The organism is Permianibacter aggregans (assembly GCF_009756665.1).
In the GTDB taxonomy this organism is placed as follows: Bacteria; Pseudomonadota; Gammaproteobacteria; order Enterobacterales; family Permianibacteraceae; genus Permianibacter; species Permianibacter aggregans.
In genome coordinates this window covers 2,419,498-2,446,428 of the sequence record NZ_CP037953.1, presented here as the reverse complement: position 1 = coordinate 2,446,428, position 26,931 = coordinate 2,419,498, and the positions used below count along the sequence as shown (strand labels likewise).

The 26,931-nt window shown below is 54.4% G+C and carries 24 protein-coding genes; 4 read left to right on the top strand and 20 right to left on the bottom strand.

Translation table 11 applies throughout. The annotated features are described in order from the left end of the window. Positions 1 to 169: 169 nt before the first annotated feature. The 15 genes from E2H98_RS10755 to E2H98_RS10685 all read right to left on the bottom strand — a co-directional run bounded on the left by E2H98_RS10755 (position 170) and on the right by E2H98_RS10685 (position 12,602). Positions 170 to 2,041 carry an MFS transporter gene (locus E2H98_RS10755; protein WP_133589360.1) on the bottom strand — a complete coding sequence of 624 codons (1,872 nt, stop codon included), beginning with the start codon at positions 2,039 to 2,041 and terminating at the stop codon, positions 170 to 172. Between the two features lie 3 nt (positions 2,042 to 2,044). After that, positions 2,045 to 2,473 carry a GFA family protein gene (locus tag E2H98_RS10750; RefSeq protein ID WP_133589362.1) on the bottom strand — a complete coding sequence of 143 codons (429 nt, stop codon included), beginning with the start codon at positions 2,471 to 2,473 and terminating at the stop codon, positions 2,045 to 2,047. Between the two features lie 37 nt (positions 2,474 to 2,510). Next, positions 2,511 to 3,314 carry a TatD family hydrolase gene (locus tag E2H98_RS10745; RefSeq protein WP_133589364.1) on the bottom strand — a complete coding sequence of 268 codons (804 nt, stop codon included), beginning with the start codon at positions 3,312 to 3,314 and terminating at the stop codon, positions 2,511 to 2,513. A gap of 12 nt (positions 3,315 to 3,326) precedes the next feature. After that, entirely contained in the window at positions 3,327 to 3,884 is a 558-nt protein-coding gene (locus E2H98_RS10740; RefSeq protein ID WP_133589366.1) for a hypothetical protein, read from the bottom strand. Between the two features lie 4 nt (positions 3,885 to 3,888). Continuing rightward, positions 3,889 to 4,665, bottom strand: a complete 777-nt coding sequence (tatC, locus tag E2H98_RS10735; protein WP_133589368.1) for a twin-arginine translocase subunit TatC — start codon at positions 4,663 to 4,665, stop codon at positions 3,889 to 3,891. After that, positions 4,665 to 5,039: a Sec-independent protein translocase protein TatB gene (gene tatB, locus E2H98_RS10730; RefSeq protein WP_133589370.1), complete on the bottom strand. Its 375-nt coding sequence runs from the start codon at positions 5,037 to 5,039 to the stop codon at positions 4,665 to 4,667. The genes tatC and tatB overlap by 1 nt, the downstream gene beginning before the upstream one ends. A gap of 3 nt (positions 5,040 to 5,042) precedes the next feature. After that, entirely contained in the window at positions 5,043 to 5,252 is a 210-nt protein-coding gene (gene tatA / locus E2H98_RS10725; RefSeq protein ID WP_133589372.1) for a twin-arginine translocase TatA/TatE family subunit, read from the bottom strand. 21 nt (positions 5,253 to 5,273) lie between these two features. Then, a complete protein-coding gene (locus E2H98_RS10720) occupies positions 5,274 to 5,612 on the bottom strand; it encodes a histidine triad nucleotide-binding protein (protein WP_133589374.1) in 339 nt (112 codons plus the stop codon). A gap of 96 nt (positions 5,613 to 5,708) precedes the next feature. Continuing rightward, positions 5,709 to 7,340 (bottom strand): ubiquinone biosynthesis regulatory protein kinase UbiB, encoded by a 1,632-nt coding sequence (ubiB, locus tag E2H98_RS10715; RefSeq protein ID WP_133589376.1) that lies wholly within the window; start codon positions 7,338 to 7,340, stop codon positions 5,709 to 5,711. Next, positions 7,340 to 7,927: a ubiquinone biosynthesis accessory factor UbiJ gene (locus E2H98_RS10710; protein ID WP_133589378.1), complete on the bottom strand. Its 588-nt coding sequence runs from the start codon at positions 7,925 to 7,927 to the stop codon at positions 7,340 to 7,342. Before E2H98_RS10710 ends, ubiB begins: the two co-directional genes overlap by 1 nt. A gap of 9 nt (positions 7,928 to 7,936) precedes the next feature. After that, a complete protein-coding gene (gene ubiE / locus E2H98_RS10705) occupies positions 7,937 to 8,689 on the bottom strand; it encodes a bifunctional demethylmenaquinone methyltransferase/2-methoxy-6-polyprenyl-1,4-benzoquinol methylase UbiE (protein WP_133589380.1) in 753 nt (250 codons plus the stop codon). Positions 8,690 to 8,766: 77 nt separating this feature from the next. After that, a complete protein-coding gene (locus tag E2H98_RS10700) occupies positions 8,767 to 9,162 on the bottom strand; it encodes a gamma-butyrobetaine hydroxylase-like domain-containing protein (RefSeq protein ID WP_133589382.1) in 396 nt (131 codons plus the stop codon). Between the two features lie 174 nt (positions 9,163 to 9,336). Continuing rightward, positions 9,337 to 9,846, bottom strand: a complete 510-nt coding sequence (locus E2H98_RS10695) for a hypothetical protein (protein WP_133589384.1) — start codon at positions 9,844 to 9,846, stop codon at positions 9,337 to 9,339. Between the two features lie 407 nt (positions 9,847 to 10,253). After that, positions 10,254 to 11,426, bottom strand: coding sequence for a sensor histidine kinase (locus tag E2H98_RS10690; RefSeq protein WP_133589386.1), 1,173 nt, complete (start codon positions 11,424 to 11,426; stop codon positions 10,254 to 10,256). Positions 11,427 to 11,459: 33 nt separating this feature from the next. Next, a complete protein-coding gene (locus E2H98_RS10685; RefSeq protein WP_133589388.1) occupies positions 11,460 to 12,602 on the bottom strand; it encodes an FIST signal transduction protein in 1,143 nt (380 codons plus the stop codon). 509 nt (positions 12,603 to 13,111) lie between these two features. On the opposite strand from E2H98_RS10685, the gene E2H98_RS10680 reads away from it, so the two are divergent. From E2H98_RS10680 to E2H98_RS10670, 3 genes are all read left to right on the top strand, one after another. After that, positions 13,112 to 15,514, top strand: a complete 2,403-nt coding sequence (locus E2H98_RS10680) for a tetratricopeptide repeat protein (RefSeq protein ID WP_162848158.1) — start codon at positions 13,112 to 13,114, stop codon at positions 15,512 to 15,514. Positions 15,515 to 15,695: 181 nt separating this feature from the next. Continuing rightward, positions 15,696 to 16,052, top strand: coding sequence for a hypothetical protein (locus tag E2H98_RS10675; RefSeq protein WP_133589392.1), 357 nt, complete (start codon positions 15,696 to 15,698; stop codon positions 16,050 to 16,052). Positions 16,053 to 16,078: 26 nt separating this feature from the next. Continuing rightward, positions 16,079 to 16,414, top strand: a complete 336-nt coding sequence (locus E2H98_RS10670; RefSeq protein ID WP_133589394.1) for a hypothetical protein — start codon at positions 16,079 to 16,081, stop codon at positions 16,412 to 16,414. Between the two features lie 48 nt (positions 16,415 to 16,462). On the opposite strand, the gene E2H98_RS10665 is transcribed toward E2H98_RS10670, so the two are convergent. The 5 genes from E2H98_RS10665 to E2H98_RS10645 all read right to left on the bottom strand — a co-directional run bounded on the left by E2H98_RS10665 (position 16,463) and on the right by E2H98_RS10645 (position 25,736). Further along, entirely contained in the window at positions 16,463 to 18,382 is a 1,920-nt protein-coding gene (locus E2H98_RS10665; protein ID WP_133589396.1) for an alpha/beta hydrolase family protein, read from the bottom strand. A 349-nt stretch (positions 18,383 to 18,731) separates the two neighbouring features. Beyond that, positions 18,732 to 21,500, bottom strand: coding sequence for an XrtA/PEP-CTERM system TPR-repeat protein PrsT (gene prsT / locus E2H98_RS10660; protein ID WP_133589398.1), 2,769 nt, complete (start codon positions 21,498 to 21,500; stop codon positions 18,732 to 18,734). 27 nt (positions 21,501 to 21,527) lie between these two features. Then, on the bottom strand, positions 21,528 to 22,913 hold the full coding sequence (prsR, locus tag E2H98_RS10655; protein ID WP_133589400.1) for a PEP-CTERM-box response regulator transcription factor: 1,386 nt from the start codon (positions 22,911 to 22,913) through the stop codon (positions 21,528 to 21,530). After that, complete coding sequence (prsK, locus tag E2H98_RS10650) at positions 22,900 to 24,984, bottom strand: XrtA/PEP-CTERM system histidine kinase PrsK (RefSeq protein WP_133589402.1); 2,085 nt, start codon at positions 24,982 to 24,984, stop codon at positions 22,900 to 22,902. Before prsK ends, prsR begins: the two co-directional genes overlap by 14 nt. Beyond that, positions 24,981 to 25,736 carry a S1 family peptidase gene (locus tag E2H98_RS10645; RefSeq protein ID WP_198325098.1) on the bottom strand — a complete coding sequence of 252 codons (756 nt, stop codon included), beginning with the start codon at positions 25,734 to 25,736 and terminating at the stop codon, positions 24,981 to 24,983. Before E2H98_RS10645 ends, prsK begins: the two co-directional genes overlap by 4 nt. A gap of 245 nt (positions 25,737 to 25,981) precedes the next feature. On the opposite strand from E2H98_RS10645, the gene E2H98_RS10640 reads away from it, so the two are divergent. Next, a complete protein-coding gene (locus tag E2H98_RS10640) occupies positions 25,982 to 26,926 on the top strand; it encodes a polysaccharide deacetylase family protein (protein ID WP_133589406.1) in 945 nt (314 codons plus the stop codon). Positions 26,927 to 26,931: the final 5 nt, after the last annotated feature.

The window sequence follows — 26,931 nt, the reverse complement described above, 5'->3', positions numbered from 1 at the left end:
CCCTCCTTTGAAAGGAGGGGGATCGAAACGTGTGCACTTTTTAGCTGCCTGGCGAGCCGACAGAGCGGCTGGCACTGCGCCGGAATCACGGTGCACTGGCACCGTGATTTTATCCGTGCTCGCCCTTGATAAAGAGGGGGATCAATAATGACTTGTCTACTTACCCTTGTCAGCGCTGGTCGCCCCGAAGCTCTCGGACAACACTCTCCATATCTTCAGCTTTGGCGGTAACGGGCATTGGCTCACCAACGACCAAATGAATCTTCTTGAAGAAACGATACGGCAAACCGCGCATTGCCGCACCACCGCGACGCGAGAAAAAGCTGTGCCACAGGCCTTGTAATGCCATTGGAATAACCGGTGCCGGACAACGGCTGAGAATGTCTTCTACGCCCGGGCGGAATGGGCTCATTTCGCCGTCAGCCGTCAGCTTTCCTTCCGGGAAGATGCAAATCAGTTCACCGTTTTTCAGCGCTTCTGCCGCCTCGGTCATCGCCTTTTCTTTCAGCTCCGGATCTTCTTTCGCGGAAGCAATCGGAATGGTGCGCATGGTTCTGAAGATCCAGGACAGCACCGGTACCTTAAAGATGCGATGGTCCATGATGAAACGAATCGGCCGCGATACCGCAGCAGCGATGACGATGGCATCGACATAGCTGACATGATTGCAGACGAGCACGGCGGCACCTTCTTGCGGCACTTGCTCGATTTGGCGAACGCGTAATCGATAGATGGTGTTGATCAGCAGCCAGGCAAAAAAGCGCAAGACGAATTCCGGCATCAATCGGAAAATGATCACGGAAATTACGGCGGTCAGTACGCCACAGAGCAGAAAGAGATGGGGAATTTCCGCGCCAGCGGCCAGCAGGCCCGCCCCAACGCCAGCAGCAACCACCATGAAACCGGCGTTCAAAACGTTGTTGGCGGCAATGACACGGGAAATATGGGTTTCCGGTGTGCGCGTCTGCACCATCGTGTAGAGCGGCACAATGTAAAAGCCGCCGAACAAGCCCATCAGAAAGATATCAGCAATGACTCGCCAGGAACCGCTTTCGGCAATGAATTGTTGGAACGTTGCCATTTCAGCGCCAGCGCGAAAATCGCTGGCAAAAAATAAATCGACAGCAAAAATGGTCAGGCCGATGGAACCAAATGGCACCAAGCCAAGCTCTATTCGACCTTGCGACATTTTTTCACAAAGCACCGAACCGATACCGATACCTAGCGTGAATGTCGCCAGAATCAAACTGAACACCGATTCCGACCCGAGCAACACCAAACGCGAATAAGCCGGCATTTGTGCCAGGATCAGCGCGCCGTAAAACCAGAACCAGGAAATGCCCAGCACGGCCAAAAATACTTCACGATGCTGAGCGGTGTAACGGATTAGCTTGGTGGTTTCAGTAAAGAAGTTCCAGTTGATTTTCAGGTTCGGATCAGAAGCAGGGGCAGGAGGAATAGCGATCGATGTCATCAAGCCCATAAACGACAAACCGACCATCAGCATTGCTGCTTCGTGCAGCAACCCGATCTGCAGCATGTAACTTGCGACCAATTGTCCGAGCAAAATCGCGACGAAGGTGCCCATCTCAATCAAGCCGTTACCGCCCATCAATTCATCGCGACGTAGATGCTGCGGCAAAATGCCGTATTTGACCGGACCGAATAACGTTGATTGTGCGCCCATCAAGAACAGTGCTGTTAGCAGTATGGGCAAACTGAATAAATAGAATCCGAGCAGCGCCACCAGCATGATTACGATTTCCATGACCTTGGTGACACGAATCAGCTGGGCTTTTTCGTATTTATCGGCGAGCTGGCCGAAGGTTGCCGAGAAGATAAAGAACGGTAGTATGAACAATCCGTTGGCGATGTTGGCCAGGAGATTGATTTCTCCTTCGCTGTACAAGCCGCTGTAAGTAACCATCAAAACCAGCGCGATCTTGAACAGGTTATCGTTGAAAGCACCGAGAAACTGCGTCACGAAAAACGGCAGGAAACGACGCTGCGACATTAACTCAAATGGATTACGCGACGACATGAATTATCCTTGTTGTGGAGCGGCTGCGTTCTGTTCGCTGGGCACGGTGGTAAAGCGTGGCAGTTGATCGTGACATGAAAGCCAAGACGCGGCTGAACGGCAGTAAACATGAGCTTGGGGTAACGTTAACTCATTACTGTCGATACAGGCGCGGCTGATGTGCAATTCACCCGGCCAGCGCGTTGAGCGGAAAAACAGTGGCGTGCCGCAACGGCCGCAGTGTGCGCGTTCACCTTGTTCCGACGAGGCAAACCAGCGCAGATCTTTGGCGTCAATGTGATACTGGCCTTCTGCGACACCTACCCAGGTGACGATGGCCGCACCATGGGCGCGCTGACATAGACTGCAGTGGCAATGCGCGCACCATTTGACCGGCAGTTGCACAGAAAATTTGACATCACCACAGAGGCATTGGCCTGTTGCACTGGACATGAGATGAGTTCCCTTATCAACCCACGATAGTGGCCGATTAGAGCATATTTGCCGGGGCCGATGAAGCTGGTATGTGAAACAAGCGACGGGCGTTTTCACTGGTTTGTGCGACCAGTTCGTCGAATGCCGTGCCGGTCAGCTCGGCAACGCGCCTGGCGATATGCGGCAGATACATTGGCTCGTTACGACGAGATTTGGGTTTTGGTGACAGATCGCGTGGCAGCAGATAGGGCGCATCGGTTTCCAGCAACAAACGCGATAAGGGAATGCGCCGGACTTGCTGTTGCAATAACTGACCACGGCGTTCGTCGCATAGCCAACCGGTGATACCGATATACAAACCTAACTCCAGGCATTCTTCCAGCGCTTTGTCGCTGCCGGTGAAGCAGTGCAGCACACCACCGTGAAGCGATGGCCAGAGTGGTTTCAGCATTCGCAGAAAATCATCATGTGCTTCACGACAATGCAGGAACAGGGGTTTACCGACACTAACCGCGATTTCCAGTTGCTGTTGAAAAGCGTAGCGCTGTGCCTCTGGCGTCGAAAAGTTGCGGTCGTAATCGAGACCGCATTCACCTACTGCAACAACGTGCGGCGACTTTAACAGCGTTTGCAATATGGTATTCGAGTTTGGTTGCCACTGACTGGCGTTGTGCGGGTGGACACCCGCCGTGCTGTAGCAGCCGAGTTGCTGCGCCAGTGCTTGCGCCTGCACGCTGTCGTTAACTGATGTGCCGGTGATCAGCATGGTACTTACACCGGCAGCTTGAGCGCGCTCGTTGACAGCGCGCCAGTCTTCACTAAACTGTGATGACGTCAAATTGACGCCGATGTCGATCATCGGTTGATGGGCTTATTTGATGCGTTTTACTTTTGGCGAGCGGTTAAGCCCTTCGATTTTCATATAGAAGGAACCAAACATTCCACGTTTGATGGTGATCTCCGGATTGTCGACATAGTGATGCGCGCTGCTATTGTCGGAGATTTGCCAAACCTGGCCGTTGGCAAGCGTAATTTCCTGTTTTGGCTCCCAGCCGGTGAACTTGCCGTCGAAACGAGTGACAATCTCCTCTACCTGCTGTTCAGCAATAATTTTTTGCTCGAGGCCAAAAGTTTTTTCGTTTGATTCCGGTTTTACGACTTCCGGTTTGACGATTTCCGGCTGCACGCGCTCGACCGGTTTGGCCGGAACAACCACAGCTGTCGCACCCGGTTGGGTCGCAACGACAGGGGCCGGCATTTCTTCCACTATTTTTGGCGCATGAGTACTCGACAAGCTGCGGGCATAAGCGTCATAGCAGGCCAGCCTGGCATCGTTATGCTGAATCACGGCGCATTGTTGCCAGGCTTGTTGCTCGGCTTGGCTGCTCAGGGCAACAAGACTTAATGCGACCACCAGATACTTGCTCATTGTTCTACTCCGATACCGTTTCGGTCTGGTTATTGGATTTGGTTAACAAACGGGCCAGCAATACCCCACCTTCAAACAGCAATACCATCGGTACCGCCATCATCGATTGCGAAATCGGATCGGGCGGAGTCAGCACCGCAGCGGTAACGAATATGCCGACAATGATATACGGACGCGAGTTGCGCAAAGACTCGACAGACACCGCACCGAGCTTGACCAGAATCAGCACGGCCACCGGAATTTCAAAACTGATGCCAAACGCGAACAGCAAGAAGATGGCGAAATCGAAATACATGCGGATGTCCGGCATGTAAGCAACGCCTTCGAGTTCAATGCCGGCAAAGAAACCAAAGATGACCGGAAAAACGAAAAAGTACGCGAAGGCCATGCCGATATAAAACAGCAGTATCGCGGAAAATAGCAAAGGTTTTGCCAAACGCTTTTCGTGCCGGTATAGGCCTGGAGAAACAAAAGCCCAAATCTGATAAAGCAAGTAAGGCATCGCGACAAATAACGCGGCAACGATGGCCAATTTAAATGGCGCAAAAAAAGTGGAGCCGACCTCGGTGGCAATCATCATTGAGCCTTGCGGTAAAAACTTGCGCATCGGCAAGGCAAAAAACTGGTAAAGCTCCTTGGCGAAATACACAAATGGCAAGAAGCAGATGATCAGCACGACGGCCACTTTCATCAGCCGGTTGCGCAGTTCAACGAGATGCGCCATCAACGGCATTTCACGACTGCCTTGAGCAGTGCTGTTTTCAGAGTGGCGCGCGTTCATCAGCTAGGTTTCGATTCGGCTTCGGTATTTCTGTTTTCTGTCGTGCGGTTTTCTGCGCTTATCGTTTCGGCTTTTTTTATTTCTGAATCGGACGGCGGATGAATTGTCGGTTCCTGATCGGGACTCAGATTGAGATCGACCGGCTTGACCTGCATTTCCTCACGCAGTTTGCGCTCTTCTTCGGCCAGGCGGCGGCGCATTTCATCGACTTCCAGCTCCCGGTCGATATCGGCTTTGATGTCATTGAATTGATGACGCAGCTTGCCGACCCAACGACCGACGATACGCGCCAGCTCAATCAGCTTGGTCGGTCCGAGCACCAGTAGTGCCACCAGACCGATAACGATCAATTCCAGAAAACCGATATCAAACATGGTTTAGTTGGTTTTCTTGTCGCTGTCGTTGCCGATTTCTTTTTTGGCGTTGTCGGCGTCTTCTTTTTTCGCTTCGTCTTCGCCTTCACGCACCGACTTCTTGAAGCCTTTGATCGCGGCGCCCAAATCGGAGCCGACGTTGGCCAGCTTTTTCGAGCCGAACAACAACAGCGCCACAACAAGAATAATCAGTAACTCCGGCCAACCAATCATGGTGGTACTCCTCAACGTGGATTAAACAGTGAACGGCATGGCGCCGCCACCGAGAATATGAAAATGCATGTGGAACACTTCCTGGCCGCCACCGGCGCCGGTATTGAGCACCGTCCGGAATCCGCTTTCCAGCCCCTGTTCACGGGCGATTTTTGGCAGGCTCAGTATCATATGGCTTAACAGCTCGGCGTCATCGGCTTTTGCATGCGCCAATGTTTCAATATGTTTCCGCGGCACCACCAGCAGGTGCACTTTCGCTTTCGGGTGAATGTCCTTGAACGCGTAGATCTTGTCGTCTTCATAGACTTTGCTGGACGGAATATCGCCGGCAATGATTTTGCAAAAAATACAGTCGGTCATGGTCTTCAAGCTCCTGCGATTAGCGGAATCCCTGCTCCTTCATGGGCAGCATGCTCTCATGATAGCGCGCCAGCCCAGGCGCTGCTGCCGATTGCGTCATTTTTGCCGGCGATAGCCATCAAACAACAGAAACAGCCCAGCAGCGGCCAATACGGCGATACTCAACGGCGGCCATTTCAGCGGCAGCAGTACGCCAGCACCAACCAGCAGCAATCCGCCGATCAGCTGCTGCCAACGGCCAAATTGCTGTTCGCGCTGCAAACGCTGCTGCTGCAATTGCTGACTGGCCAGCAAGGCACGATTGGCCTGTTGCTCCAGCGCACTCAACATCTGATTCGGCAGATCCGGCAGCTTGGCGAGCCAAGTAGGCGCCTGGCGCTTCAGCGATGTCCAAACCTTGCGCGGGCTGACCCGTTCGGCCGACCAGCTTTCCAGATAAGGTTTGGCCGTTTGCCAGAGGTCAAGTTCCGGATAGAGCTGGCGACCAAGGCCTTCGACATAAAACAGCGTTTTTTGCAGCAACACCAATTGTGGCTGCACGCTCATGTTAAAGCGGCGTGCGGTTTGGAACAGCGACAGCAAAAACGCGCCGAAGCTGATTTCGCTTAGGGGTTTGCCGAAGATCGGTTCGCAGTTGGCGCGAATCGCCGATTCGAACGCCTCTACGGAGGTGCCTTCCGGCACCCAGCCCGATTGCAGATGCAGCTCGGCTACACGGCGATAATCGCGGTTGAAAAAGGCGACAAAATTTTCCGCCAGATACAACTGATCACGCTCAGACAGCGAACCCATGATGGCGCAATCAACCGCGATATAGCGTGGCTTTTTCGGGTCGCTGACATCGACAAAAATATTGCCTGGATGCATATCGGCGTGGAAAAACCGATCACGAAATACTTGCGTGAAAAAAATCTGCACACCGCGCGAAGACAGTTCTTTCATGTCGACACCGGCATTGATCAGTGCCGCAACATCGCCAATCGGCACACCGTAAATACGCTCCATGACCAGCACGTTGCGGCGAACATAGGGCCAGTGCACCTGTGGTACGTACAATAAATCGCTGCCGTCGAAATTGCGCTTCAGCGCCGAGGTATTGGCGGCTTCGACGCGTAAATCCAGCTCATCGAGCAGCGTGTGTTCGTAATCACGAATGACTTCGCGCGGGCGCAGACGCGGGCCATCGATATGATTGCGTTCAACGCGCACGGCCAGCCAGTGCAGCACACGCAAATCTTCGGCGATTTGCCGACGAATGCGCGGCCGGATGATTTTTACGACCACTTGCTCGCCGGTATGCAATTCAGCAGCATGCACTTGCGCCACCGAGGCTGACGCCAATGGCAGCTCACTAAAACTTTTGAACAGTTTTTCGATCGGTTGTTCCAGCGAGGCTTCAATGCGCTGGCGCGCCAAGGCAGCGTCGAATGGCGGCACCTTGTCCTGCAACTCGGCCAGGGCGTTGGCGTATTCCGGCGTCAGCAGATCGCGACGGGTCGACAGCATCTGGCCGAATTTGACAAACAATGGCCCGAGCTCAATGAGCGCACGGCGCAAGCGCTCAGCGGGTGATAACGCAATCGAACAACGCTTTTGCCAGAAGAACAAGACACGCAGGAACAGCAGCGGCAGCGTTAAATGCTGCTCGCGCAAATCCTGATCGAGACGGTAATGAATCAGCGTGCGGATGATGCGAAAAATGCGCAGTGTTAAATGCCAATAGCGCATCAACCCACTCCTTGCTTTCTGGCTTGGTTCAATAAGGTATCGGCACGAGCGCGCAAGGCATCGACCTCATCAAGAAACTGCTGCATTTCGGCGCGGGCGACCAGCCAGCGGCCTTCCTCTTGTAAAAACTCGACGCTGGCACTCTGACTCTGAAGCAGCAATTGCCGCAGCGCTTCACCGATCTGGCGGAACAACTGGCCGAGCTGATGGGCTGGCAAATCGCCAATCCATTGCGCCAACTGTTCATCGAAATCCGGTTGCAGTTCGGTAAAGAAACGCTGCCAGCGCTGGGCAGCGCCAACATCACCGGTGACTTGCAAAGTGCCAGCGGCCATGTCGCCGCCCTGGCTGGCCACTTGCGCGAAATCGACCAGACGACCGCTCAAGGTGACAGCAGCCTGACCTTCGCTGGCAAAGCGCAAGCAGCCGGCGTCGACCGACAATAACAAGCGCCACTGCAGACCTGTCAGTTCGACAGCCAGCGGTTTGCCTTCCAGCGCCTTCAACTTGGGCGGCGCCAACGGGTCGAGCGCAATCAACCGGTTGACCGGCGCTTCCAGCATGGCGAGCAACAGCACGGGCAGCATGGTTCGCGATTACGCCTTGAAAGCCCGGTGCAGCGCCACGACGCCGCCGGTCAGGTTGAACACTTCGCATTCGGCAAAACCGGCATCGAGACACATTTGCTGCAGCGTCGCTTGGTCCGGGTGCATGCGTATCGATTCGGCCAGGTAACGGTAGCTGTCGGCATCGTTGGTGACGAGCTTGCCCATCAATGGCAGCACGTTGAAGGAATACTGGTCGTAGACTGTGCTGAGCAGCTCATTTTGTGGTTTGGAGAATTCCAGCACCAGCAGCCGACCGCCTGGCTTCAGTACCCGGCACATCGAGGCCAGCGCCTTGTCCTTGTCGGTGACGTTGCGCAGGCCGAACGCGATGCTGACCAAATCAAAATGGTTGTCGGCGAACGGCAGGCATTCGGCATTGGCCTGGACGAATTCGAGGTTACCGACGACGCCCTTATCGGCCAGCTTCGCGCGGCCAACTTCCAGCATCGAGCTATTGATGTCGGCGACGATGATTTTGCCGTTCGGGCCGACCCGCGGTGAGAACAGCGCCGCCAGATCGCCGGTGCCACCGGCCAGGTCGAGCACCTGCATGCCGCAGCGCAAACCGGCCATTTCCAGCGTGTAGCGCTTCCACAGGCGGTGAACACCGAACGACATCAGATCGTTCATCAGGTCGTATTTGCCGGCCACCGAATGGAAGACTTCCGCCACTTTCTTCTGCTTTTCCGATTTCTTGACGGTTTGGTAGCCGAAATGGGTGGATTCGTCGTGCTCGTGCATGGGCGCGGGGCTTATGACCAAAAAGGGGCGGTATTGTCGCATGAATGCCCATGGGCGGACACTGCACCAGCGCAAGGCTATTTCAGTTCGGTGAACGCCGGGCCGCTCGGGTTCGGCTTGGGTTTCGGCTGCCGGCTTTTGCCTTCGCGCTCCAGCCTTGCCAAATAGGCCTGCCACTTCTCCGCCTGATCGCGGCCCAGCTCATACAGATAGGTCCAGGTGTACAGACCGGTATCGTGGCCATCGTCAAAGACGATTTTCAGCGCGTAGTGGCCAACCGGCGCAATGGTGCGAATGCCGACATCGGCCTTGCCAAACACCAGCTTCGGTTCAGCCGCGCCGTGACCACGCACCTCAGCCGATGGTGAATGCACGCGCAGGTATTCGGCCGGCAGATCGAACTGCTCGCCGCTGGCGTAACGAAGCTGCAAGTTATTGGAAGCTTTTAGTAATTTGACGTCGGTAGGGGTCATCGTAGAAGAGCGTTAGCGCTGAATCGGTTTCGCGCGCAGTGTAAACGCTTATTAGGCCGGCCAAAAGCCATGGATTCTGCGGCGAAACCTTTCCTTTGCGCCGAAATGAACCTGTCTGTCGTCCCGGCTTTCCCGGAATGAACAGACAGGTTTCTGTCTTGGTTGCGCGTGGGGTTAAGCCCTGCGGCGCATGAGTGCGAGCAAGCCTAATGCTATCAAGCCTACTCCCGCTGGCGCGGGGACATCGACCGAGTAGTCAGTGAGCAGATCGTCATACGCTTGGTTGCCGCTGTAATAGTTGTCCTGCAATAGAACAAACTGGACGCTTCCGGCCGCAACCGACGCCAGCACATCCCACGACAAACCGATGTACATCGTGTAATCGGGATAAGCCAGATTCATCAGCCAGTCGGTGTAGTAACCATCACTGTTGAAGTCCTGCGGGTTCGGTTGGCTGGTGCCATGCCACCAGGTCCAAGAGAAATATTCGTTGAACGAATGAACACCCCCGGTCAGGTAGCCCTCCGTAGCGATCATCCCTTCGTATCCATCGTTAAACGTGATGGTGCCGTTCCACTCCGCCCCAGACTCGAACTCCAAATGTACCGTCTCGATAATGGTGGCATAGCTTTGGCTACTCAGAATTAACAGAAGCGGAAATAACAATAACCTTGAAAACTTCATCGGCTTATCTCCTTGCGTGTTAGAGCGGGCAAATTTGCCAACGCCCTAAGCAGATGAGGCAAAAAATAGACCACGCACTCCGAAGAAAATTATGTTGAACAAAATGAATTGGTTACGATGGCATTACTCTAGGTACTGGAGAATTAGTGTAAGAAAAACAGACGCTAAAGCTGTCAAATTAGTCGGAATTGTTGACCGCCGGCTCTGCGATGTCCGCAGGTTGAACACTTGTTTCCCCGCACCCCATCAAACCCGGCTTCCGCCGTTTGTTGTTATCACTGGACCACGCTCTTTTACAATGCAGCGGCCTCTGTCCCGGCTGGGCAAACGCGAACCGCTTTCGGATGATGAACGCTCATCGGCAGCAGCAAGAATGATTGCCGGGCGCTTTGCTTGACCTGAAAAGCTCATGTTACCGGTGGCAACGTAAAGAAGAACCGCGCGCCCTGATTGACGCTCGCTTGCGGCCATATCCGGCATCCATGGCGATGGATAATGCGCGCTACGGTCGCCAAGCCGATACCGGTACCTTCAAATTGCTCTTGTCTATGCAGGCGCCGGAACGGCGCAAACAGTTGATCGGCATGCGCCATATCAAAACCGGCGCCGTTATCGCTGACGACATACGCCGAGTGGTCAGTATCGTAAGCAAAGCTGACTTGTGCTGCCGTGACTTTCTGGGTGAATTTGCGGGCGTTGCCGAGCAGATTTTCCAGCACGACACGAATCAGCGCTGGATCGGCCAGTACTGGCGGAGTCGGCTCACACACGAAGGCGATGCGCCGTTCCGGTTCATGTTGATCCAAGTCCTGCCAGACTTCACAAACCAGTTGGCTTAAGTCGATGCGCGACGGCTGTAATGGCGACTGACTGGTTTGCGCTAGCCGCAGTAGATCATCGATGAGCTGATTCATCCGATGCGCAAGTTGCAGCACGCGCTCCACTTGCCCGCGTTCATCGTCACTCAGCCGATCATCGATACGCTGACGCAAATCATCGGTAAAGCCGATAATGGCACGTAACGGTGCGCGCAAATCATGCGAAACCGAGAACGAAAACGATTCCAAGTCATTAAGCGCCGTTTCCAGTTCTGCCGTACGCAAGCTCACTCGTTGTTCAAGTTGATCGTTCAATTGCGTCAGCGCGGTTTCGGTCTCACGCAATTGCTGTAGTTGCCGCTGCAGCTTGCTGGTTACCCGCTGATAGTCGCTGTGCATGCCAGTAAAGTCATAACTCAGCCTTGCCAGTTGATGGTCACGCTGACGTTGCTGAATTTCCAGCTCAGCACTGGTATTCAGATAATCGAGCATCGGTCGCACCAGAATCGCGACTTCATTGCGCCATGCTGCGGGCAAGCGCAGCCATTGCAGGTGAGAATGTAGCGCTTGACTGCTCGGCGTGTCGTTCTCGGTGATCACCACCCCGCGCATCCTTGACCAATCGCCAATTTCCTGCAGAACCCGTTCCATATTATCGGTGTACAAGGCAACCGTACCGGTCAGCAATTGCCAGCGCGCCAAATCGGTCGGAGAAAAACCCGGTGGCGGCGGTGTGATCGTAGTCAGCAGTTGCACGCTCATAAGCGAATCGCTTGCACCTCGTTGCGGTGGTGTTTACTTGCCGAGCATCAACAGCACATAGGTCATGTTGTGAAACAGGTTGGCGCTGTAACCGGTGTCCAGTTTGAGCGGCCCGATTTCACCGAATGAGGGAAAACCCGCTAACGGCAGATTGGGATCGATGCGCGCTTTAAGTAGCTGCACTTCTTGTTCGACGTCGGCGCCAAGCAGCCATTTGCGACCGGCACAACTGACAATCACCGCTGCGGCGGGCGTGAAGCCGCTGTCGACCAACTCGTCGGCGAGGCTTTGCACTTCGGCGACCAATTCGCTTGGCCGCGCCAAACACACCTGAATGCGTTTGCCGGCTTCGATGCCACCGTACAAGCGAAGCGCGCCGTCGCGTTCGCAGCGATCCTGAACAATCGAGCGCAAACGACGAACAGACGGATTATCGGCATCAATGACCGTGAATGTCGTTACCCCACGGTCGCTGTGCAGGATTGGCTTGCCAGTTTGCTGCTCGATGAAATCAGAAGCCGACAAACCATTAATGCGCTGGATTTCCGTGTCGCTGGCGACATCGACTTGGCCGGTATCGCCAATGGCTGGTATCGAATTGCCGATGCGAATTTCGTACTTGAGTGGTCCGTCAATCGCGAGCGCCACGGCACTGTCGGTCAGCACTTCGCGACCGCAGAACTGAAAGCAGCGCTCAATGCGATTGTCATCACCGGCCAAGCCACCGACTACCGGCACCTTGATCTCGCGTTCGATCACGCGCTCGATCCGCGTGGCATCACTGCGGAAATCGCAAAACAGCAGAAAAAGCGTTGGCAACAAGCCTGCTGCTGCTTGTTGCAAGGCAGAACGGGTACAGCCTTCCGGTTCAGCGGCCAAACCGGTCGCTTTGCTCACCTGCCAGCGCAGCTTGCCTTCGCTGTGCAGGCCGATAGCCACGGCGCCCCAGTCCGCAGCACCGGTCGAGGCATAGAAGCCATCGCCGGTGCCACCCAGCAACGGAACTTCATCGCCCAAACTATCGAAAAAGCCGTGCAGCAATTCTGGTGAACCGTTGTACTGGATGGTGCTGAACAACAACACTTGTTCCGGCTGGAAGTCGCGCAAACCGGCACCAAGTTCGGCACCGGCCCGATAGGCATCGGGTTCGCGGGTGGTTACGGACAGGGCTCGCATGGCTGATCCCCCGGCTGTCGCTGAACAAATCTGGCGATGCCACAATGCATGGCGTATCGATAAAGCGTAGAACAGTCGCGGCGGACTCGCTTGCTCAGCACCGTGATCGCCGATACGCAATTCGGCACCGGCATCGATAGCTAACCGACCGCATCGATCCTTGACGAACGTCTTGATTAGCGATCAGCGGCGCAAACCATTTGGACTCCAGCCATTCGCTGATTTACAGCACATTGAGACCCTTCGGATTCATTCGTCAAGCGTGTGTGGTGAACTGCAGTGCAGCAACCATATTTTGATGTCTTATCTGGTCTTCGTTGAACAGGCTTCGTCGCAAAAAGATACCGCATATTCTGACGCTAGCCATGCCGCACTTTGCTGTTCAGCAACATCGACTGAATGGCAAGATCACTTTGCAACTGCTATATACCTACACGTCGTCGACGCAAGTTACTGACACACTCCGCGCGCAGTGGCGAACCGAATCCGCAGTCTGGATCAGGAGAGCCATGAGCAACCCTTTGTACCAATGGTATTTTGAGCTCAAACGACGCAAGGTAATTCAAACCGCGCTGGCCTATTTCGCGGCAGCGTGGCTATTGCTGCAAGTCACCGAAATCATTACCGATGCCCTGACCTTGCCCGACTGGACCGTGCGTCTGGTGCTGGTGTTGTTGATGCTTGGCTTGCCGTTGGTGCTGGTCATCGCCTGGCTGTTCGACGTTGGCCCCAGTGGCATGGTACGCACCGGCGACAGCAGCAGCGCGATGGAATGGCTCGCCGCCGTGGTCTGGCTGCATATACCGCCAATGCAAGATGACGTCGGCAATCGTCACAGCAAACCACGGGCGGCGCTGGAACGCCGGCTGATGATGCTGCCTAGCCTCTGGCGCCGCTGGCAGGGTAACGACGGCCAACTGGTTTTCAACAACACTCATAACGCCATTCAGGCGGCGCAAAGTCTGCGCGATTTTGCGCTAAAGCAACAGCTGCCGGTGGCCATTGGTGTCGCCGTCGGCAGCGTCAAACAACACAAAGATCAAATCGACGGTGAAGCGGTGCATGTCGCCGAGGCTTTGGCGCGTTCCGCACCGGCGCAACAGATTCACGGCACTGAACAGGTACACGACGAATTACTGCAACACCCGGAAATGGGCGGTGAATTTTTGGGGCCCTTGTCGGTCAGTGCGCTGGCGCATCCGGTGCGCATGTATCGGCTGCAATGGCAAGGCGAAACTACGATGGCCCGCTCCGATCGGCGGCTGTGGCCTGCTTTGTTTGTCGCCGCATTGCTCGTTGCCGTGCTCGCGGTTCCACTCAGTTGGTGGCTGCAACAAGACGCGGCACCCATTGCGTTACCGGAACTCGGGCCGCCGGCATTGACCGGACATTACGTCAGCATTGCGCGCTTTGATGACCCAACGTTGAGCCTCAGTGAAGCGCAGCATCATGGCCTGCGCGCCCAGCTCAATGATGTGTTCCAGAGCTTGCCGTCGGTGTATGTCGCCGACAGCGAAATTCCGACCGCTGGTACCGCGATGCTGCGCACCCACATCGAGCGACAGGGTGAAATACTTTCGTTGCAATTTGAATTGCAATCGGCCGACCCGGAAAGCCGTGCGCGTGCGTTCAGCGTCAGCGGCACGACGCTGCAGGAACTGTTCAATCGCGCCCAGCAAACGTTGTCGGCACAGCTGGCATTGCAGTTCGATATTCCGGCGCCAAGCATTCAGCATTATCGACCGATGCCGGCACCGTTATTTCGGCAATTGTTGGATGCCAACTACGCGTTGACCGATGTGCCAAACCGGGAAACGCTGGAACGTTTCGATCGTGTGCTGACGCCGGCGCTTACCGAACAGCCTGACAATCAGTTTCTGGTTGTCACTCACTGTCACCTGCTGCTGCTGCGAATCAATATGCTGAAAGAAGCCAGCGCGCAGGAACGCGCCAACGACAGCTGCAAACGCATCGCCAGTTACGGTTTCGTCACCGAGCGCGATCGACTGGTCTATGCCAATTACCTGAACCAGGTTGGACGCGAAAACGAAGCCGTTCGCGAAATCGAGAAAGCGCTGCAGATCAATCCGCGCAACAGCGATGCTTACGAACTGTTGGCCAATGCCCATATGCAACGAGGCGATGCCTTGAAAGCTGAGCACACCTTGTTGAAAGCGATCACGATGCAACCCGGTTACTGGCGGCCATTGCGCACCCTGGCACGTTTTCAGTTCAATTCCGGGCGCTACACCGACGCTGCGGGCAATTACCAGAAAGTGGTCGACCTGGCACCGAACAGTGGCCGTGCCTGGAGCGATCTCGGTGCGGCGCTATTCATGGCCGGCAAGCTTGGCGAAGCCGCCGATGCGTTAAGCCGCGCCGTGCAACTGGAAGCCAGTCAATCGGGTTATTCCAATCTCGGTACGCTGTATTACTACCTTGGTCGCTACAGCGACGCGATACGTCATTACCAACTGGCGCTGAAAGATTCACCGGACGATTTTCGCCTGTACGGCAATATCGCCGACACCTATCGAGTGCAACGACTACAGAATGACGCCAATCATTATTACGGCCTGGCTCTGGAAAAGCTGGACGCTTATCTCGCCAGTGCGGCCGATGACATCGAAACCCGTTCGCTGCGGTTGATGTATCAGCATCATCGCGATGAAATTGCGGATGCTTATGAGCGCATGCAACGGCTTGCCGTTCAGTATCCCAACAACGCCGAACTGGAACTGTACCTGGCGATACTCGCCACGGAAAAGCGCGACAATGAACGCGTCATCAATCATTTGAAACGAGCAATCGAACTGGGGCTGTCGAGTAATCTTGTTAGCGTTGATCCAGACTTTCGTTATCTTGGTTCCGATCAGCGTTTCATTCGATTGATCAGCCAACAAAGTTCCTGATTTGTGGAATACCTGACCAGAAGCATCCGCTGTTCACTTCGGAGAATTTTTTGCGGCACGGAAGCCAGAGAACCACGGCATAGCCGTTGAGGAGAATCCTCACGGGTAGGCGAAGGCAGGACGCCAAAAGTGGTCGCGAACTGTTTGCCGGAGCCTTTCATCATGTAACAAGGAGCATGTTATGCGTACCCAACCCAAGCGCCCGACATCCAGCCCAATGGATGTCAAGCGTGATAGCAGCAATATTTTCTACATTCCGGTCACCATTACCGCCACCGGACAACCCTCGATCCCGAGCGGCGAAAGCACGTTGAGAGTCAATAGCGACCGAACATTGGTATGGACCTGCGATCAGGATTTCAATGTCTGGTTTACCGATCGCCTGGTTCCCGCAGTGAGCGATAGCAAACACAAAAATGGCGCCAAGTTCGCCAAAGAATTAGACGCGTCGAAAATCCCGTATCGGAATTTGGAGTACGAGTATTCCATCGACACAGATGGCGGTCGTCTGGATCCAAAAGTCATCGTCAACAAATAACAGAGAAAAGCAAGAGGTGCACACCAATGATAATTCTTGTTATAGCCAACGCGCTGACCATCAGCTGCGCGGACGGAGTCGCCGTTGTCGATCAGGAGGAGTATGCCGTTAAACATCACCAAACTGTCGTTTGGCAAGCCGATTTCCCGTTTGTCTTATCATTCGACTCCAGCGGCAACGAACATCTGGAATCGGCGCCGGAAGTGGCAACACCGACTACACCCGCAACTGGTAACCGTCACGATGCCGCACAACGCCATCAACGGCAGTTGCCTGCAACCCGGTTGCGAGTCGGCCGTAATGTTTACTCGATTCGCACCGACCAGTGTTTTGGCGATCCGGTGATAATTGTCGAACGCTGAAAGTATTTGGCAAAAAAAGGGCCAATTTTTGGCCCTTTTTCTCAACGTTCAGTTCGGTTTTTGACCGATATTTTTATTAAAAAACTTCAGCATCTTGCTGTACAGCTCCTTCTTATTTTCCATTTGGTAGTAACCATGACCTTCAGGCTTGACCATATAGTCAAACTGCATGCCCGCGCTGTCCAACGCTTTTTTCAGCGACTCAAAATGCACCATAGGAACCCGAACATCGTTCGCGCCATGCGCGATGAATAAGTCCGCTTTTATCTTTTCAACGTTGTGCGCTGGCGATATCGCGATCATGTCTTTTTCGTTGTCAGCAATTCGCTGTGCAAGCCATTCATCCATGCGATCACCTCGGCTTGCGTCGGAGCCATCGCCCTTAAAAAACTTCGGCATGTCATAAACTCCTACGTAACCGACCGCACATTTGTACAGATCTGGTTCCTTCTGAATACCACGAAGTGTGGCATAACCGCCATAACTGCCGCCGTAAATACAAACGGTTTCACGATCAGTTATACCATTCTCGATAGCCCAGAGAGTTCCATCGGTAACATCATCCTGCATTTTCCAGCCCCACTGACGAAAGCCAGCTTTTTCAAACGCCTCACCATACCCACCCGAACCTCGGTAGTTGATTTGCAATGTTGCATATCCATGGCTAGCAAAATACTGGGCTTCTGGATTGTAACCCCATGTGTCAATCGCGCCGAAAGGTCCACCATGGACATTGACGATTAGTGGAGCTTTTTCTACGCCCTCTGGCATGGTCAGGTAACCGCGAATTTTAAGCCCATCGCGAGCGGTGAACTCGATCGGTCTCATCGGCACTAAGTTCTTTTTTGGCAGTTTTGGCAAAGTTTCCGCAAGATAACTTACCGCACCGGTTTCTACATCCGCCAAATAGAATTCTCCAGGGTTCGTGTCGCTCTCTACCGCAACGATCGCCTTCTTGCCATCAGCAGAGTAAGAAGTGATTGAAACATCCTGATTCTTGAATGCTTGACGAAGACCTTTCAGCAGTCGCGTCTCATTTCTGCTTTCATCAAGGTAAACGTATTCAGGCACTGCAACAGAAAAGCCAACGGAAAGCAGGCCACCAGCCGGACCTTCATCAAATCGGTTCGGATCGGTGAACTCATGGCGAGCAATGTTACTGATTTTGTCAGTAGAGAAACTGTATTGGAACAGAGCATCTGGCCCCTCGCCACTTAAGTCATGGTTGGAAGTAAAATAGGCAACGTTGTTATCCGATGAAAAGCCTACCGGCCGTATCCGCGGTTTATCTCGTTTACTGGGGAAAGATACTTTTTTCCAGTCACCATCAGTTTTCAGATGTAAAGCAATTTGGTCTTCTTCAAGTGTTTCGCCCTCGATGTACTCGACTGCCAGTCGAATTTTCCCGCTATTGTCTGCTAATAGCCCGGCGACCACCTCCGCTTTCGGTTGGTCCGCCAGGTAGTCGAGCTTGCCATTATTGATGTTCAGGCGATAAGCCTTAAGCGATGGATCAGCCCAGTGCCGCTTGCCAATCAATATGTGGTCTTCGTCTTCCGGAAGCATGTGCAGCACGGTGTAAACGGACTGCTGCATATCAAAAATTTGCTTTCTCTTGGTACCGTCAATATTGGCCGCATAAAGATGCTGAGGCCGACCCATGTTGTCCCAAAGACCGGTATATTTAGTAACGGCCATGATGACACGGTCATTCGTTCCCCAGTCAAAATAGGTCACGTGCATGTTTTCGCCGAAACCGAAACTGCTGAGAATTTTCTTTTTCTTCAGACTTAATATGCCCAGCTTTACTTCGGAATTTTCTTCGTAAGTGAATGCGACATGCTCGCCATCTGGCGACAGCTTCATGGCCTTGAATTCGGCACGACCGAAGAACTCTTCGATTCCTGGTTGCGCCCATGTGGCTGACGACAGCGCCATTAACGCCGTAAATAATAACGCTCTGAACATAGCTTTAATCCTTGAAACCCAACTTGAAAAAGAAGTCGCGCAAGATTATAGCGATGACGACCACAGGATCCTAGCAATCACTGACAGAGGAATTATTTGGAGCGACGAATTCAGCACAATTCCATGCTACAAATCGATACAATTGTCCAGAGCAATACAGACGTACCGGTAAATGCTCGCTTTGAATAGCGCATTCAGTACGGGATTCATCGCGCTTTTCGTATCAACCGCTACGAAAGGAGCTAGTTGTACCGCATTCCATCATTTGTGAAACCTTGGTGTGGAGTCACATTCAGTTAAAATTCTTGTGGTCGACGGCGCTCAGACAAGCGCCGTCGTATCGGCAAAATCACAAGGATTTGTACATCTGCTCGGCTTCTGCACGATAACTGAACTGCTTGCCACTATCGATGATGGGTTTCAGCACATTCTTAGCGGCCGTGATGTTGCCAAGCGCCTTATGTGCCAATGCTGCGTGATAGCGCGCTTCGCCAAATTCTGGCGCCGCTTCGATGGCTTTGCTCAGGAATTCCAACGCCTTGTTGGCATTGCCCAGTTGCAGGTACGCGTAACCGATAGTATCAAGCAGCTCGGCTTGTTTTGGCCCTGTGGCGACCAGTTTGTTCAAGTATTTTTCGGTATTGGCCTTGTCTTTCTGCTCGGCGTACATCCAGGTCAGATTATTCAGCAGCACAATATGGTCCGGATGCTTTTTCTCCAGCGCATGAAATTCTTTCAAGGCTTCGCTTTTGCGATTGGCTTTCAAGTAATGCGATGCCAGCGCGAAACGGCCATCATCGCTGTTCGGATGTTTCTTCATCCAATCCAGTAACGGCGCTTCGGCGTTTTTCTTGCCAGACTCCAACAGCGCGTTGGACCATTGGCCAGCGAGCATCACGGTCGGGTTGATTTGGTAGGCTTTCTCATACAACGGCACAGCCTCAGCGTGCTTACCCTGACTGCTCAGCACATCGGCTTCCAGATGAAAACCGGCATTGACCAGCGAGAAATCGGTGCTCAACTTTTTCGCCCAGCGCAGTGCATCGTTGTAGCGTTTGGCAACGAAATCCATGCGGCCGAGCGCCAGCATCGCCTGCCAGTATTGCGGCCGCACTCGCAACAACTGCTCCAACGTACGGTAGGCTTCATCGGGCTGCTTATTGGCTTGCTGGGCATCGGCCAAAGCCAGGTAGCTGTCGGTGCGGTTGGGGCTCAAGTTGATCGCCTGACGGAAACTGCCAATCGCCTGCGAATGGCTCTTGTTGGCCATTTGTGCCGTACCAACGGCATGATGCGCTTCGGCATCTTCCGGATTGGCGGCAACCAATTGTTGGGCGACGGATAAGGCTTCGAACGGTTTGTTCATCGTCAACAAACGGCGCATATAGGCAGTGCCGGTTTGCAGATTCGATTTATCCACTTCCCAGCCCTTGCGCTGCCACTCAAAGGCTTTCTCCGGCTCGTTTTTCAAGTCGTACATATAGGCCTTTTGCACGGCCAGGGCACCGACTTTGGGGTTCTTGGCAAGCTCCGCATCGAGTTTTTTCAAGGCGGCATCATAGTCTTTGGCCAACACATCGAGACGCACCAGGTTCAGCGTCGCGTTGATGAAGTTTGGGTCCTGACGCAGCGCTTCTTCAAACATCGCACGCGCGCCCTCGATGTCGTTCATCGCCATTTTGACGACGCCGTACATGTTGATCACCAGCAGGTTTTTGGGTTGTTCGCTGTACAGTTTCTTGGCGAGCTCCAGCGCCTTTTCCGGTTGTTTCTGCGACAGGTAGGCCGCCGCCAGCATCAGATCGCTCATGTCGACCAATTTGCTGTTGGCGCTGGCCGATTCGAGCTGATTAATCGCGCTGGCGGAATTACCCTCTTGCAACTGCAGCAGAGCCAAACTGGCGCGTAAATGATTGGCATCGGGGGAAATGGTCAACGCATGTTCAATGGTTTTTTCGGCTTTATCGAACTCGCGATTCATCACTTGGGCATGCGCTTTCAATGCCAGCAACTGCATATCTTCCGGTGCTTTTTTCAAGCCAGCTTCGATATGCGGCATGGCTTGCTTGTGGTCGCCAATACCGAGTTTGGTTTGCGCCAGCATTTTCAGTGCCGGCAGGTGATCCGGTCGCTGTGCCAGTACCCGCTGCAACACTTCTTCCGCTTGTCGCCATTCCTGCTTCTGTACTTTGATAAAGCCAAGCAGCAATTGCGCATCCAGATAGTTCGGCATGACACCGAGTGCTTCATTCAGCGCTGAACTGGCGTCATCAAATTTGCTCTCGGCCAGCAAGGCCTTGCCTTTCAAGTACAACGCCGTTGGGTGTTTTGGCAAGGCGTTCAACACCAGATTGATGTCCTGCCAGGCTTCCTTAATTTTGCTTCGCAGTAACAACACTTCGGCCCGGGCCAGACGCACGCGAGTATCGTTCGGCGCTCGGTCGACGGCTTTGTTCATCTGACTCAGTGCTGCTTCATGTTCGCCTTTGGCCAGCAGCAATTCGGCCGACAGAACATAGGAGTTAACAAAGTCCGGATCGCGACGCAGCGCTTCGTTGACCAGCGATTCGGCCTTGGCAAAGTCGTTGCGCATGCGGGCGATCTGACCCAGACCGAACAAGGCTTCTGGTGAGGTCGGATTCAGACTGTTGGCATTTTGCAGCAGCTTCTCTGCCTCGTTGAGATTACCGGTTTGCAACGTTGCCAAACCACGCAGCGCGAATACATCGGCTTTCAAGGCATTGCTGTCCTTGGCGTATTCCGTAACGACTTCCAGCACTTTCGCTGGTTGGTACATGGCCAGATAGGTTTTGCCCAGCGGTTTGACCCAGAGCGCGCGGTCGCCTTCCAATTCACGGGCTTTGTTCAGCTCTTTTTCGGCAGCACCGAGATTGCCTTCGAGGTAGTACAGCTCACCAAGCAACACTCGCGCTTCGACGCTGTCGGATTTTTCCTGCAGGGCATTACGCAGTTCGATGATCGCCGCTTTTCGATCATTTTTTTGCATCAGCGCCTGGGCTTTTTGCCAGTGTTCTTTGTAGTCGGCGAGCACCGGGCCAGCCAACACCGCACCCAGCACCAGACTGATCAAAGTTTTATTCGTACGTGAACCATTCATTGCAGTGCTCCCTGTTTGACGATGCGCTTAGTGGGTGCGCGCACTTTCGTTTTGATTGAGTCCATATTTGTCGACCAAGGCATACAAGGTTGGTCGGGTGATACCGAGCAGTTCGGCGGCGCGCGACATATTGCCTTCGGAACAGGCAAGCGCACGCATGACGGCATCGGTTTCGGCTTGTTCGCGCACTTGCCGCAGGTTCAACGGCAGTTCGCGGCTGTGCTTGACGACCAATTGCAGATCGTCGGCGTTGATGTAGTTTTCATCGGCCATGATCACGGCGCGCTTGATACGGTTTTCCAGCTCGCGGACATTGCCGGGCCAATCGTGTGCGCTCATCGCGGTGATGGCGTCATCACGAAAACCTTTGATGTGTTTACCAAGTTGTTCATTGAAGCGCTGCAGGAAAGCACGCGCCAGCAACACGACATCGCCAGTGCGTTCGGCCAGCGGCGGAATATCGATGGTGATTTCGCCAAGGCGGTAATACAAATCTTCGCGGAAAGTGCCTTCACGCACCATTTCCGGCAGGTTGCGATGGGTCGCGCAAATGACGCGGACATCAACCGGAATTTCCTCGCGACCGCCAATGCGTTCGATTACCCGCTCTTGCAGAAAACGCAGCAGTTTGGCTTGCAAGGCCATCGGCAGATCACCGACTTCATCGAGAAATAAAGTGCCGTTATCGGCGTATTCGATTTTGCCTTTGGTTTGTCGGGCGGCACCGGTGAACGCGCCTTTTTCGTAACCGAACAACTCGCTTTCCAGCAGGTTTTCCGGAATCGCCGCGCAGTTGATGGCAACGAGACGATGATCGGCGCGGGGCGATAAATCGTGTAGCGCACGGGCGATCACTTCTTTACCGGTGCCGGAGTCGCCAAGCAGCAACACGGTCAAATCGGTTGGCGATACTTTTTCCACCATGCGGCAGACTTTCGCCATTTCCGGCGAGCCGGCGATCACGCCAGCGAGCGGTGCTGAGTGCGCGCGCTTTTGCAGCTGGCGGTTTTCTTCTTCGAGTTCATAAAGCTGGAAGGCGCGCTGAACGATTAAGCCTAAGGAATCGGCATCGATCGGTTTTTGGTAGTAATCATAGGCACCAAGCTCAACCGCTTTCAGCGCGTTTTCCCGATCATCGTTACCGGTGACGACAATCACTTTGGTATGCGGGGAAAGTTTCAGAATGGCCTGCAAGGTCGCAAGGCCTTCGCTGGCGTTGGTCGGGTCCGGCGGCAAGCCAAGATCGAGTGTAATCACTTGTGGTTCATGACGGCGCAATGCCGTCAGCGCTTCTTCGCGGGTGCCGGCAACGATGACATCGCAATCTTCGAAACACCAGCGCAGTTGGTTTTGTAAACCGGGATCGTCTTCCACGACTAATAGACGTTTCTGACTCCTGTCATTGCTTCCCATCGTTCTCGTCCATGTTGTTGACGCGCGCCAAGCGGATCGAAAATTCCGTTCCCTGTTTTGGCGCGCTGGTTACGGTTAAATCACCACCGAAGCTGCGGATGGTCTCACGTGCCTGGAAAGCACCGATGCCCATGCCAGCATTACCTTTGGTGGTATCGAAAGGGCGAAACAGTCGTTCGCGGATGAACGTCGCATCCATGCCGTGGCCATTGTCGCTGATTTTGATCAACACGTCATTAGCTTCTGACGAGACATCGAGCACAATCTGGCCATCGGCATCGCAAGCCTCTTGCGCATTGTGAATCAGATGCACCAGCACCGAGGTCAGCCGCTCTTTGTCAGAACGCACGTACAGATTCTGGCCGTTGATCACAGTCGGCACCGGTTGTCGTTGTGTCGTTTGCTTGATGGCGTCTTCAATGATCGGCATCACTTCGACAATGGTCGTTGATGAAGCCTCAACCGAACCTTTGCGCAGGCCGGTCAGCATGCGCTCCAGCTTGCCGACGGCGTTGGCGACAGTGCCAAAGGCATCATCGACAAACGCCGGTTTGTGCCGGTGTTTTTCTGCGTTGGCAACAATCAGTTGCAACTGCGCCGCAACGTTCTTCAAATCGTGAACAACAAATGCCGACAAACGATTGAACGCCTCGAACTGACGGGCATCAACCAACGCCAGCGTAGTTTGGTAAACAGCGATATAGGACGCCACCTGCGCAGCGGCCGTTTTCAATAAATCGCGTACTTCCCAGTTGACCGTACGTGGAGCCCGCGGCTTTGCCAGCAACACCACACCGGTCAGCACTTGCTCACGCATCAGCGGCACAATCAACCATGGCTCTTCGCGTTTGAGCCAGGCTTCGTTCAACTGCAAATCACCGTAATGTTCCGGCGTCGCTTTGTATTCCGGAATTTCGATAACCCAACCAGTTTCACTCAAATACTCGATCAAATTACGGTCCGGTGCCGGCAATTTGACCCGCTCCGGCGGCATTGACCAATGCTCGGTGAATTCGCAGCGGCCATCGTGTAGCGTCCAGATCATGCCGGCTGGTGAATCAACAATTTCGGCCAGTGCCCGAATGGCCCGTTCGTGCAACTGGCCTTCGCCTTCTTCACCGGCGAGGGTGCGATTGAGCTTCAACCATTCTTCGCGATAGTCGTACTGGTAGCTGAAGAAGTGCTTGTTGATCAGTACCTTGATGCGCGCACGCACTTGCCCGGAAAACGCGATCACCAAGCCGACCAAGACGGCGAAAGCGACGAATACCAAACGCAGGGCATCACCGAATTCGGCATTGGTGGCGCGAATATAAAAACCGACGGCGGCCATCAATAACAAGTAACAACCGGCAGCCAATAACGATACCGAACGCAGCACCAAACGCCGGGAGATAAACAAATCAATTGACCAGCGCGGATTACGGGAAATGGCCACGGCAAGCAAAGGCACTGAAGCCGCCGTTACATAGCCGCGTGCGGCCAGAATGCTCGGGTCGATAACATGGAACAGCAGCGCATCGGCATAAAGATAAAAATCGAAAATAAAAACGGAGGCGAGTCCCAAGCACAGAAACTTGATGGCCCAACGCTGCTCCGGTCGGGTGCGCCGATAGAGCATTTCGGTCAACAGGCCGCCGGTCAGCGCCAGCGCCATCATGCCGCCCTGAAATATCGGCACGCCGCGATTGGCGCCCAGCCACTCGGCGAATGGCGGCCAGAACGCCACCAGCACCATCAACGCAGTAGCACCCAGCGCAATCGGCATCAAACGGCTATACCAGCGCAGCGCATCGCTGTGCAAATTGGCCAAAGGCTGCCAGAGGTCACGCATCAGCATCAGCCAGCCGAAATAGCGCAGCGCTTCCAGCCAGGAATAGAGCCAGACAATCCACGGCTCGCGCACGGTATGGAACAGCACGGCGCCAATACCCCAGGCAACCTGCAAGGCCATCGCGGTAACCAGCCAGCGGCTGGCCAGGCGGCCGCGCCAGCGCGATAGCAGCAGCACCAGCAGGGTCGCAAAACCGACCGTCGCCAGCGCGTAACCAACCAGCGCGAAACTGTTCATGGCGTGCTACCGATTTTTTCCAACAGCGGCAGCGCGAATTTGATTGGAATCGCGTAGCTGATCGCCGTCGGCCGCTCCAGTGCCGCTTCTTTCGATTCCTTGACCAGCACCGCGTTGATGACGCCAACCACCTTCAAATCGGAAGCCCGATACAGCGGACTGCCGCTGTTGCCGGGGTAAGCAATGGCATCGAGTTGATAGACCAAATAGGGCGTGCGCAGACGCTTGATGCTAGCGGCATTCAAGCTTTGCGTGGTCGGCACCGGAATGGCGATCGGCGTAATCGCGGAAACCATCGCCTGGCTGGTGGCCGGATACAGGCCGAGCACGGCGCCGACCGGGAAACCGGTCAGCAGCAGGCTTTCACCTTCACGTACCTCGACATCGGCATCGAGTTGCAATGCCGGCAATGGCCGGCCATCAATGCGCAGCAGCGCCAGATCGTGCTCAGCATCGCTGGCAATGACCCGCGCGGTATGCAGCGTCTGCATGTCACCCGAGCCGGAAAACACCACCAGCACCTCGCGGTGCTCACTGTCGAGCACCTCCGGCAACACGTGATAATTGGTCAGTACATGCTTGCCATCGGCGACGACAAAGCCAGTACCGCGCAACAAAGCCGGCGGCCGGCGGGTCATCAATTGGGTACCGACACCGACGATCGAGGACTTCGCCTGAGCAATGGCATCAGGCAGATCGGCGGCGGTCGAGACAGCAGGGAGGCAGGCCGAAACGGCCAGCAGAGCAGACATGAATATCCTTTTCATGTATTCGTCCTCGGGCGTGCGCGGGAAAGACAAGTCGCACGGCAATCAGGGGATCCATACCATAATGAATACTGTAAGATTTGCAAGCATTACCATGTCGGAATGCTTTACAGTTCTCGCTGGTAAGACCAAATACCATCGACCTGATGGCAATTGCCTCTACCCTGGCCGTTGCGCGGGCGCTATGCTGACCCTCTTTTCGACCGATTCATGCACAAGGAAGCGCTGGCATGTTTCATTGGCTGTACCGGCTGCGCTTGCTGCCACGCCGACACTACACGTTTATTTTTCACCGCCTGGTCGCCGAACGCGACCCATTGATGCGGCTGACACCTACCGTTGATGAATTCCGGCAGCAACTGGCGCTGATCTGCGAGCATTTCGACGTCATTCCACTGAGCGAATCGCTGGCCGCCCCGCGCTCCGGCAAACCCACGGCCAGCATCAGCTTTGACGATGGCTATGCCGACAACTTGCACCTGCTGGTGCCGGTGCTGCGCGAGTTCAAGGCCAATGCCACGGTGTTTGCCTGCACGGCTTTTCTCGATGGCGATTTGATGTGGAACGACTGGCTGACCGAGTTGATTCGGCAATCGCCGGCGGGCCCGCTCGACTTAAGCCGCTTTGGCCTGGCCACCCCGATTCTTGCCGAATCACTGGATTTGCGCCGCTCGGTGCTGGCGAAACTGCGTATGGCAGTCAAATACTGGCAGCGCGATGAACGCCGGGCATTGGTCAGCCATATTCGTGATCACCTCTCTTACGTGCCGCGCTTGATGCTCAATGAAAACGAATTGAAAACGCTGCATGAAGCTGGCGTCACCATTGGCGGTCACACTCACGATCATCATGTGCTGAGCACACTCGATGATGACGAAGCCGAATGGCAAATCCAGCACAATCGCGGTTTGCTGAGCGAAATCCTCGGCGAAGCGCCAACGCTGTTTGCCTACCCGAACGGCAAACCCGAACAGGATTACCGCGCGGTGCATGTGCGCCAAGTCAAACAAGCCGGATATCAAGCATCCTGGACCACCGAACATGGCGCCTGGACCGGCCGCGGCGATCGGTTTCAAATTCCGCGTTTCACCCCGTGGAATTGGAACACCTTGCCGTTTACCCGTGATTTGGCGCAAGTCAGTTTTCGCAAACCGCAAGTGTTGGATGTTGCATAGCGGTT

Bases quoted from the DNA above. Each gene is read 5' to 3' on its own strand.
- E2H98_RS10755 (WP_133589360.1), bottom strand. From the start codon at position 2,041: ATGTCGTCGCGTAATCCATTTGAGTTAATGTCGCAGCGTCGTTTCCTG.
- E2H98_RS10750 (WP_133589362.1), bottom strand. From the start codon at position 2,473: ATGTCCAGTGCAACAGGCCAATGCCTCTGTGGTGATGTCAAATTTTCT.
- E2H98_RS10745 (WP_133589364.1), bottom strand. From the start codon at position 3,314: ATGATCGACATCGGCGTCAATTTGACGTCATCACAGTTTAGTGAAGAC.
- E2H98_RS10740 (WP_133589366.1), bottom strand. From the start codon at position 3,884: ATGAGCAAGTATCTGGTGGTCGCATTAAGTCTTGTTGCCCTGAGCAGC.
- tatC (WP_133589368.1), bottom strand. From the start codon at position 4,665: ATGAACGCGCGCCACTCTGAAAACAGCACTGCTCAAGGCAGTCGTGAA.
- tatB (WP_133589370.1), bottom strand. From the start codon at position 5,039: ATGTTTGATATCGGTTTTCTGGAATTGATCGTTATCGGTCTGGTGGCA.
- tatA (WP_133589372.1), bottom strand. From the start codon at position 5,252: ATGATTGGTTGGCCGGAGTTACTGATTATTCTTGTTGTGGCGCTGTTG.
- E2H98_RS10720 (WP_133589374.1), bottom strand. From the start codon at position 5,612: ATGACCGACTGTATTTTTTGCAAAATCATTGCCGGCGATATTCCGTCC.
- ubiB (WP_133589376.1), bottom strand. From the start codon at position 7,340: ATGCGCTATTGGCATTTAACACTGCGCATTTTTCGCATCATCCGCACG.
- E2H98_RS10710 (WP_133589378.1), bottom strand. From the start codon at position 7,927: ATGCTGCCCGTGCTGTTGCTCGCCATGCTGGAAGCGCCGGTCAACCGG.
- ubiE (WP_133589380.1), bottom strand. From the start codon at position 8,689: ATGCACGAGCACGACGAATCCACCCATTTCGGCTACCAAACCGTCAAG.
- E2H98_RS10700 (WP_133589382.1), bottom strand. From the start codon at position 9,162: ATGACCCCTACCGACGTCAAATTACTAAAAGCTTCCAATAACTTGCAG.
- E2H98_RS10695 (WP_133589384.1), bottom strand. From the start codon at position 9,846: ATGAAGTTTTCAAGGTTATTGTTATTTCCGCTTCTGTTAATTCTGAGT.
- E2H98_RS10690 (WP_133589386.1), bottom strand. From the start codon at position 11,426: ATGAGCGTGCAACTGCTGACTACGATCACACCGCCGCCACCGGGTTTT.
- E2H98_RS10685 (WP_133589388.1), bottom strand. From the start codon at position 12,602: ATGCGAGCCCTGTCCGTAACCACCCGCGAACCCGATGCCTATCGGGCC.
- E2H98_RS10680 (WP_162848158.1), top strand. From the start codon at position 13,112: ATGAGCAACCCTTTGTACCAATGGTATTTTGAGCTCAAACGACGCAAG.
- E2H98_RS10675 (WP_133589392.1), top strand. From the start codon at position 15,696: ATGCGTACCCAACCCAAGCGCCCGACATCCAGCCCAATGGATGTCAAG.
- E2H98_RS10670 (WP_133589394.1), top strand. From the start codon at position 16,079: ATGATAATTCTTGTTATAGCCAACGCGCTGACCATCAGCTGCGCGGAC.
- E2H98_RS10665 (WP_133589396.1), bottom strand. From the start codon at position 18,382: ATGTTCAGAGCGTTATTATTTACGGCGTTAATGGCGCTGTCGTCAGCC.
- prsT (WP_133589398.1), bottom strand. From the start codon at position 21,500: ATGAATGGTTCACGTACGAATAAAACTTTGATCAGTCTGGTGCTGGGT.
- prsR (WP_133589400.1), bottom strand. From the start codon at position 22,913: ATGGGAAGCAATGACAGGAGTCAGAAACGTCTATTAGTCGTGGAAGAC.
- prsK (WP_133589402.1), bottom strand. From the start codon at position 24,984: ATGAACAGTTTCGCGCTGGTTGGTTACGCGCTGGCGACGGTCGGTTTT.
- E2H98_RS10645 (WP_198325098.1), bottom strand. From the start codon at position 25,736: ATGTCTGCTCTGCTGGCCGTTTCGGCCTGCCTCCCTGCTGTCTCGACC.
- E2H98_RS10640 (WP_133589406.1), top strand. From the start codon at position 25,982: ATGTTTCATTGGCTGTACCGGCTGCGCTTGCTGCCACGCCGACACTAC.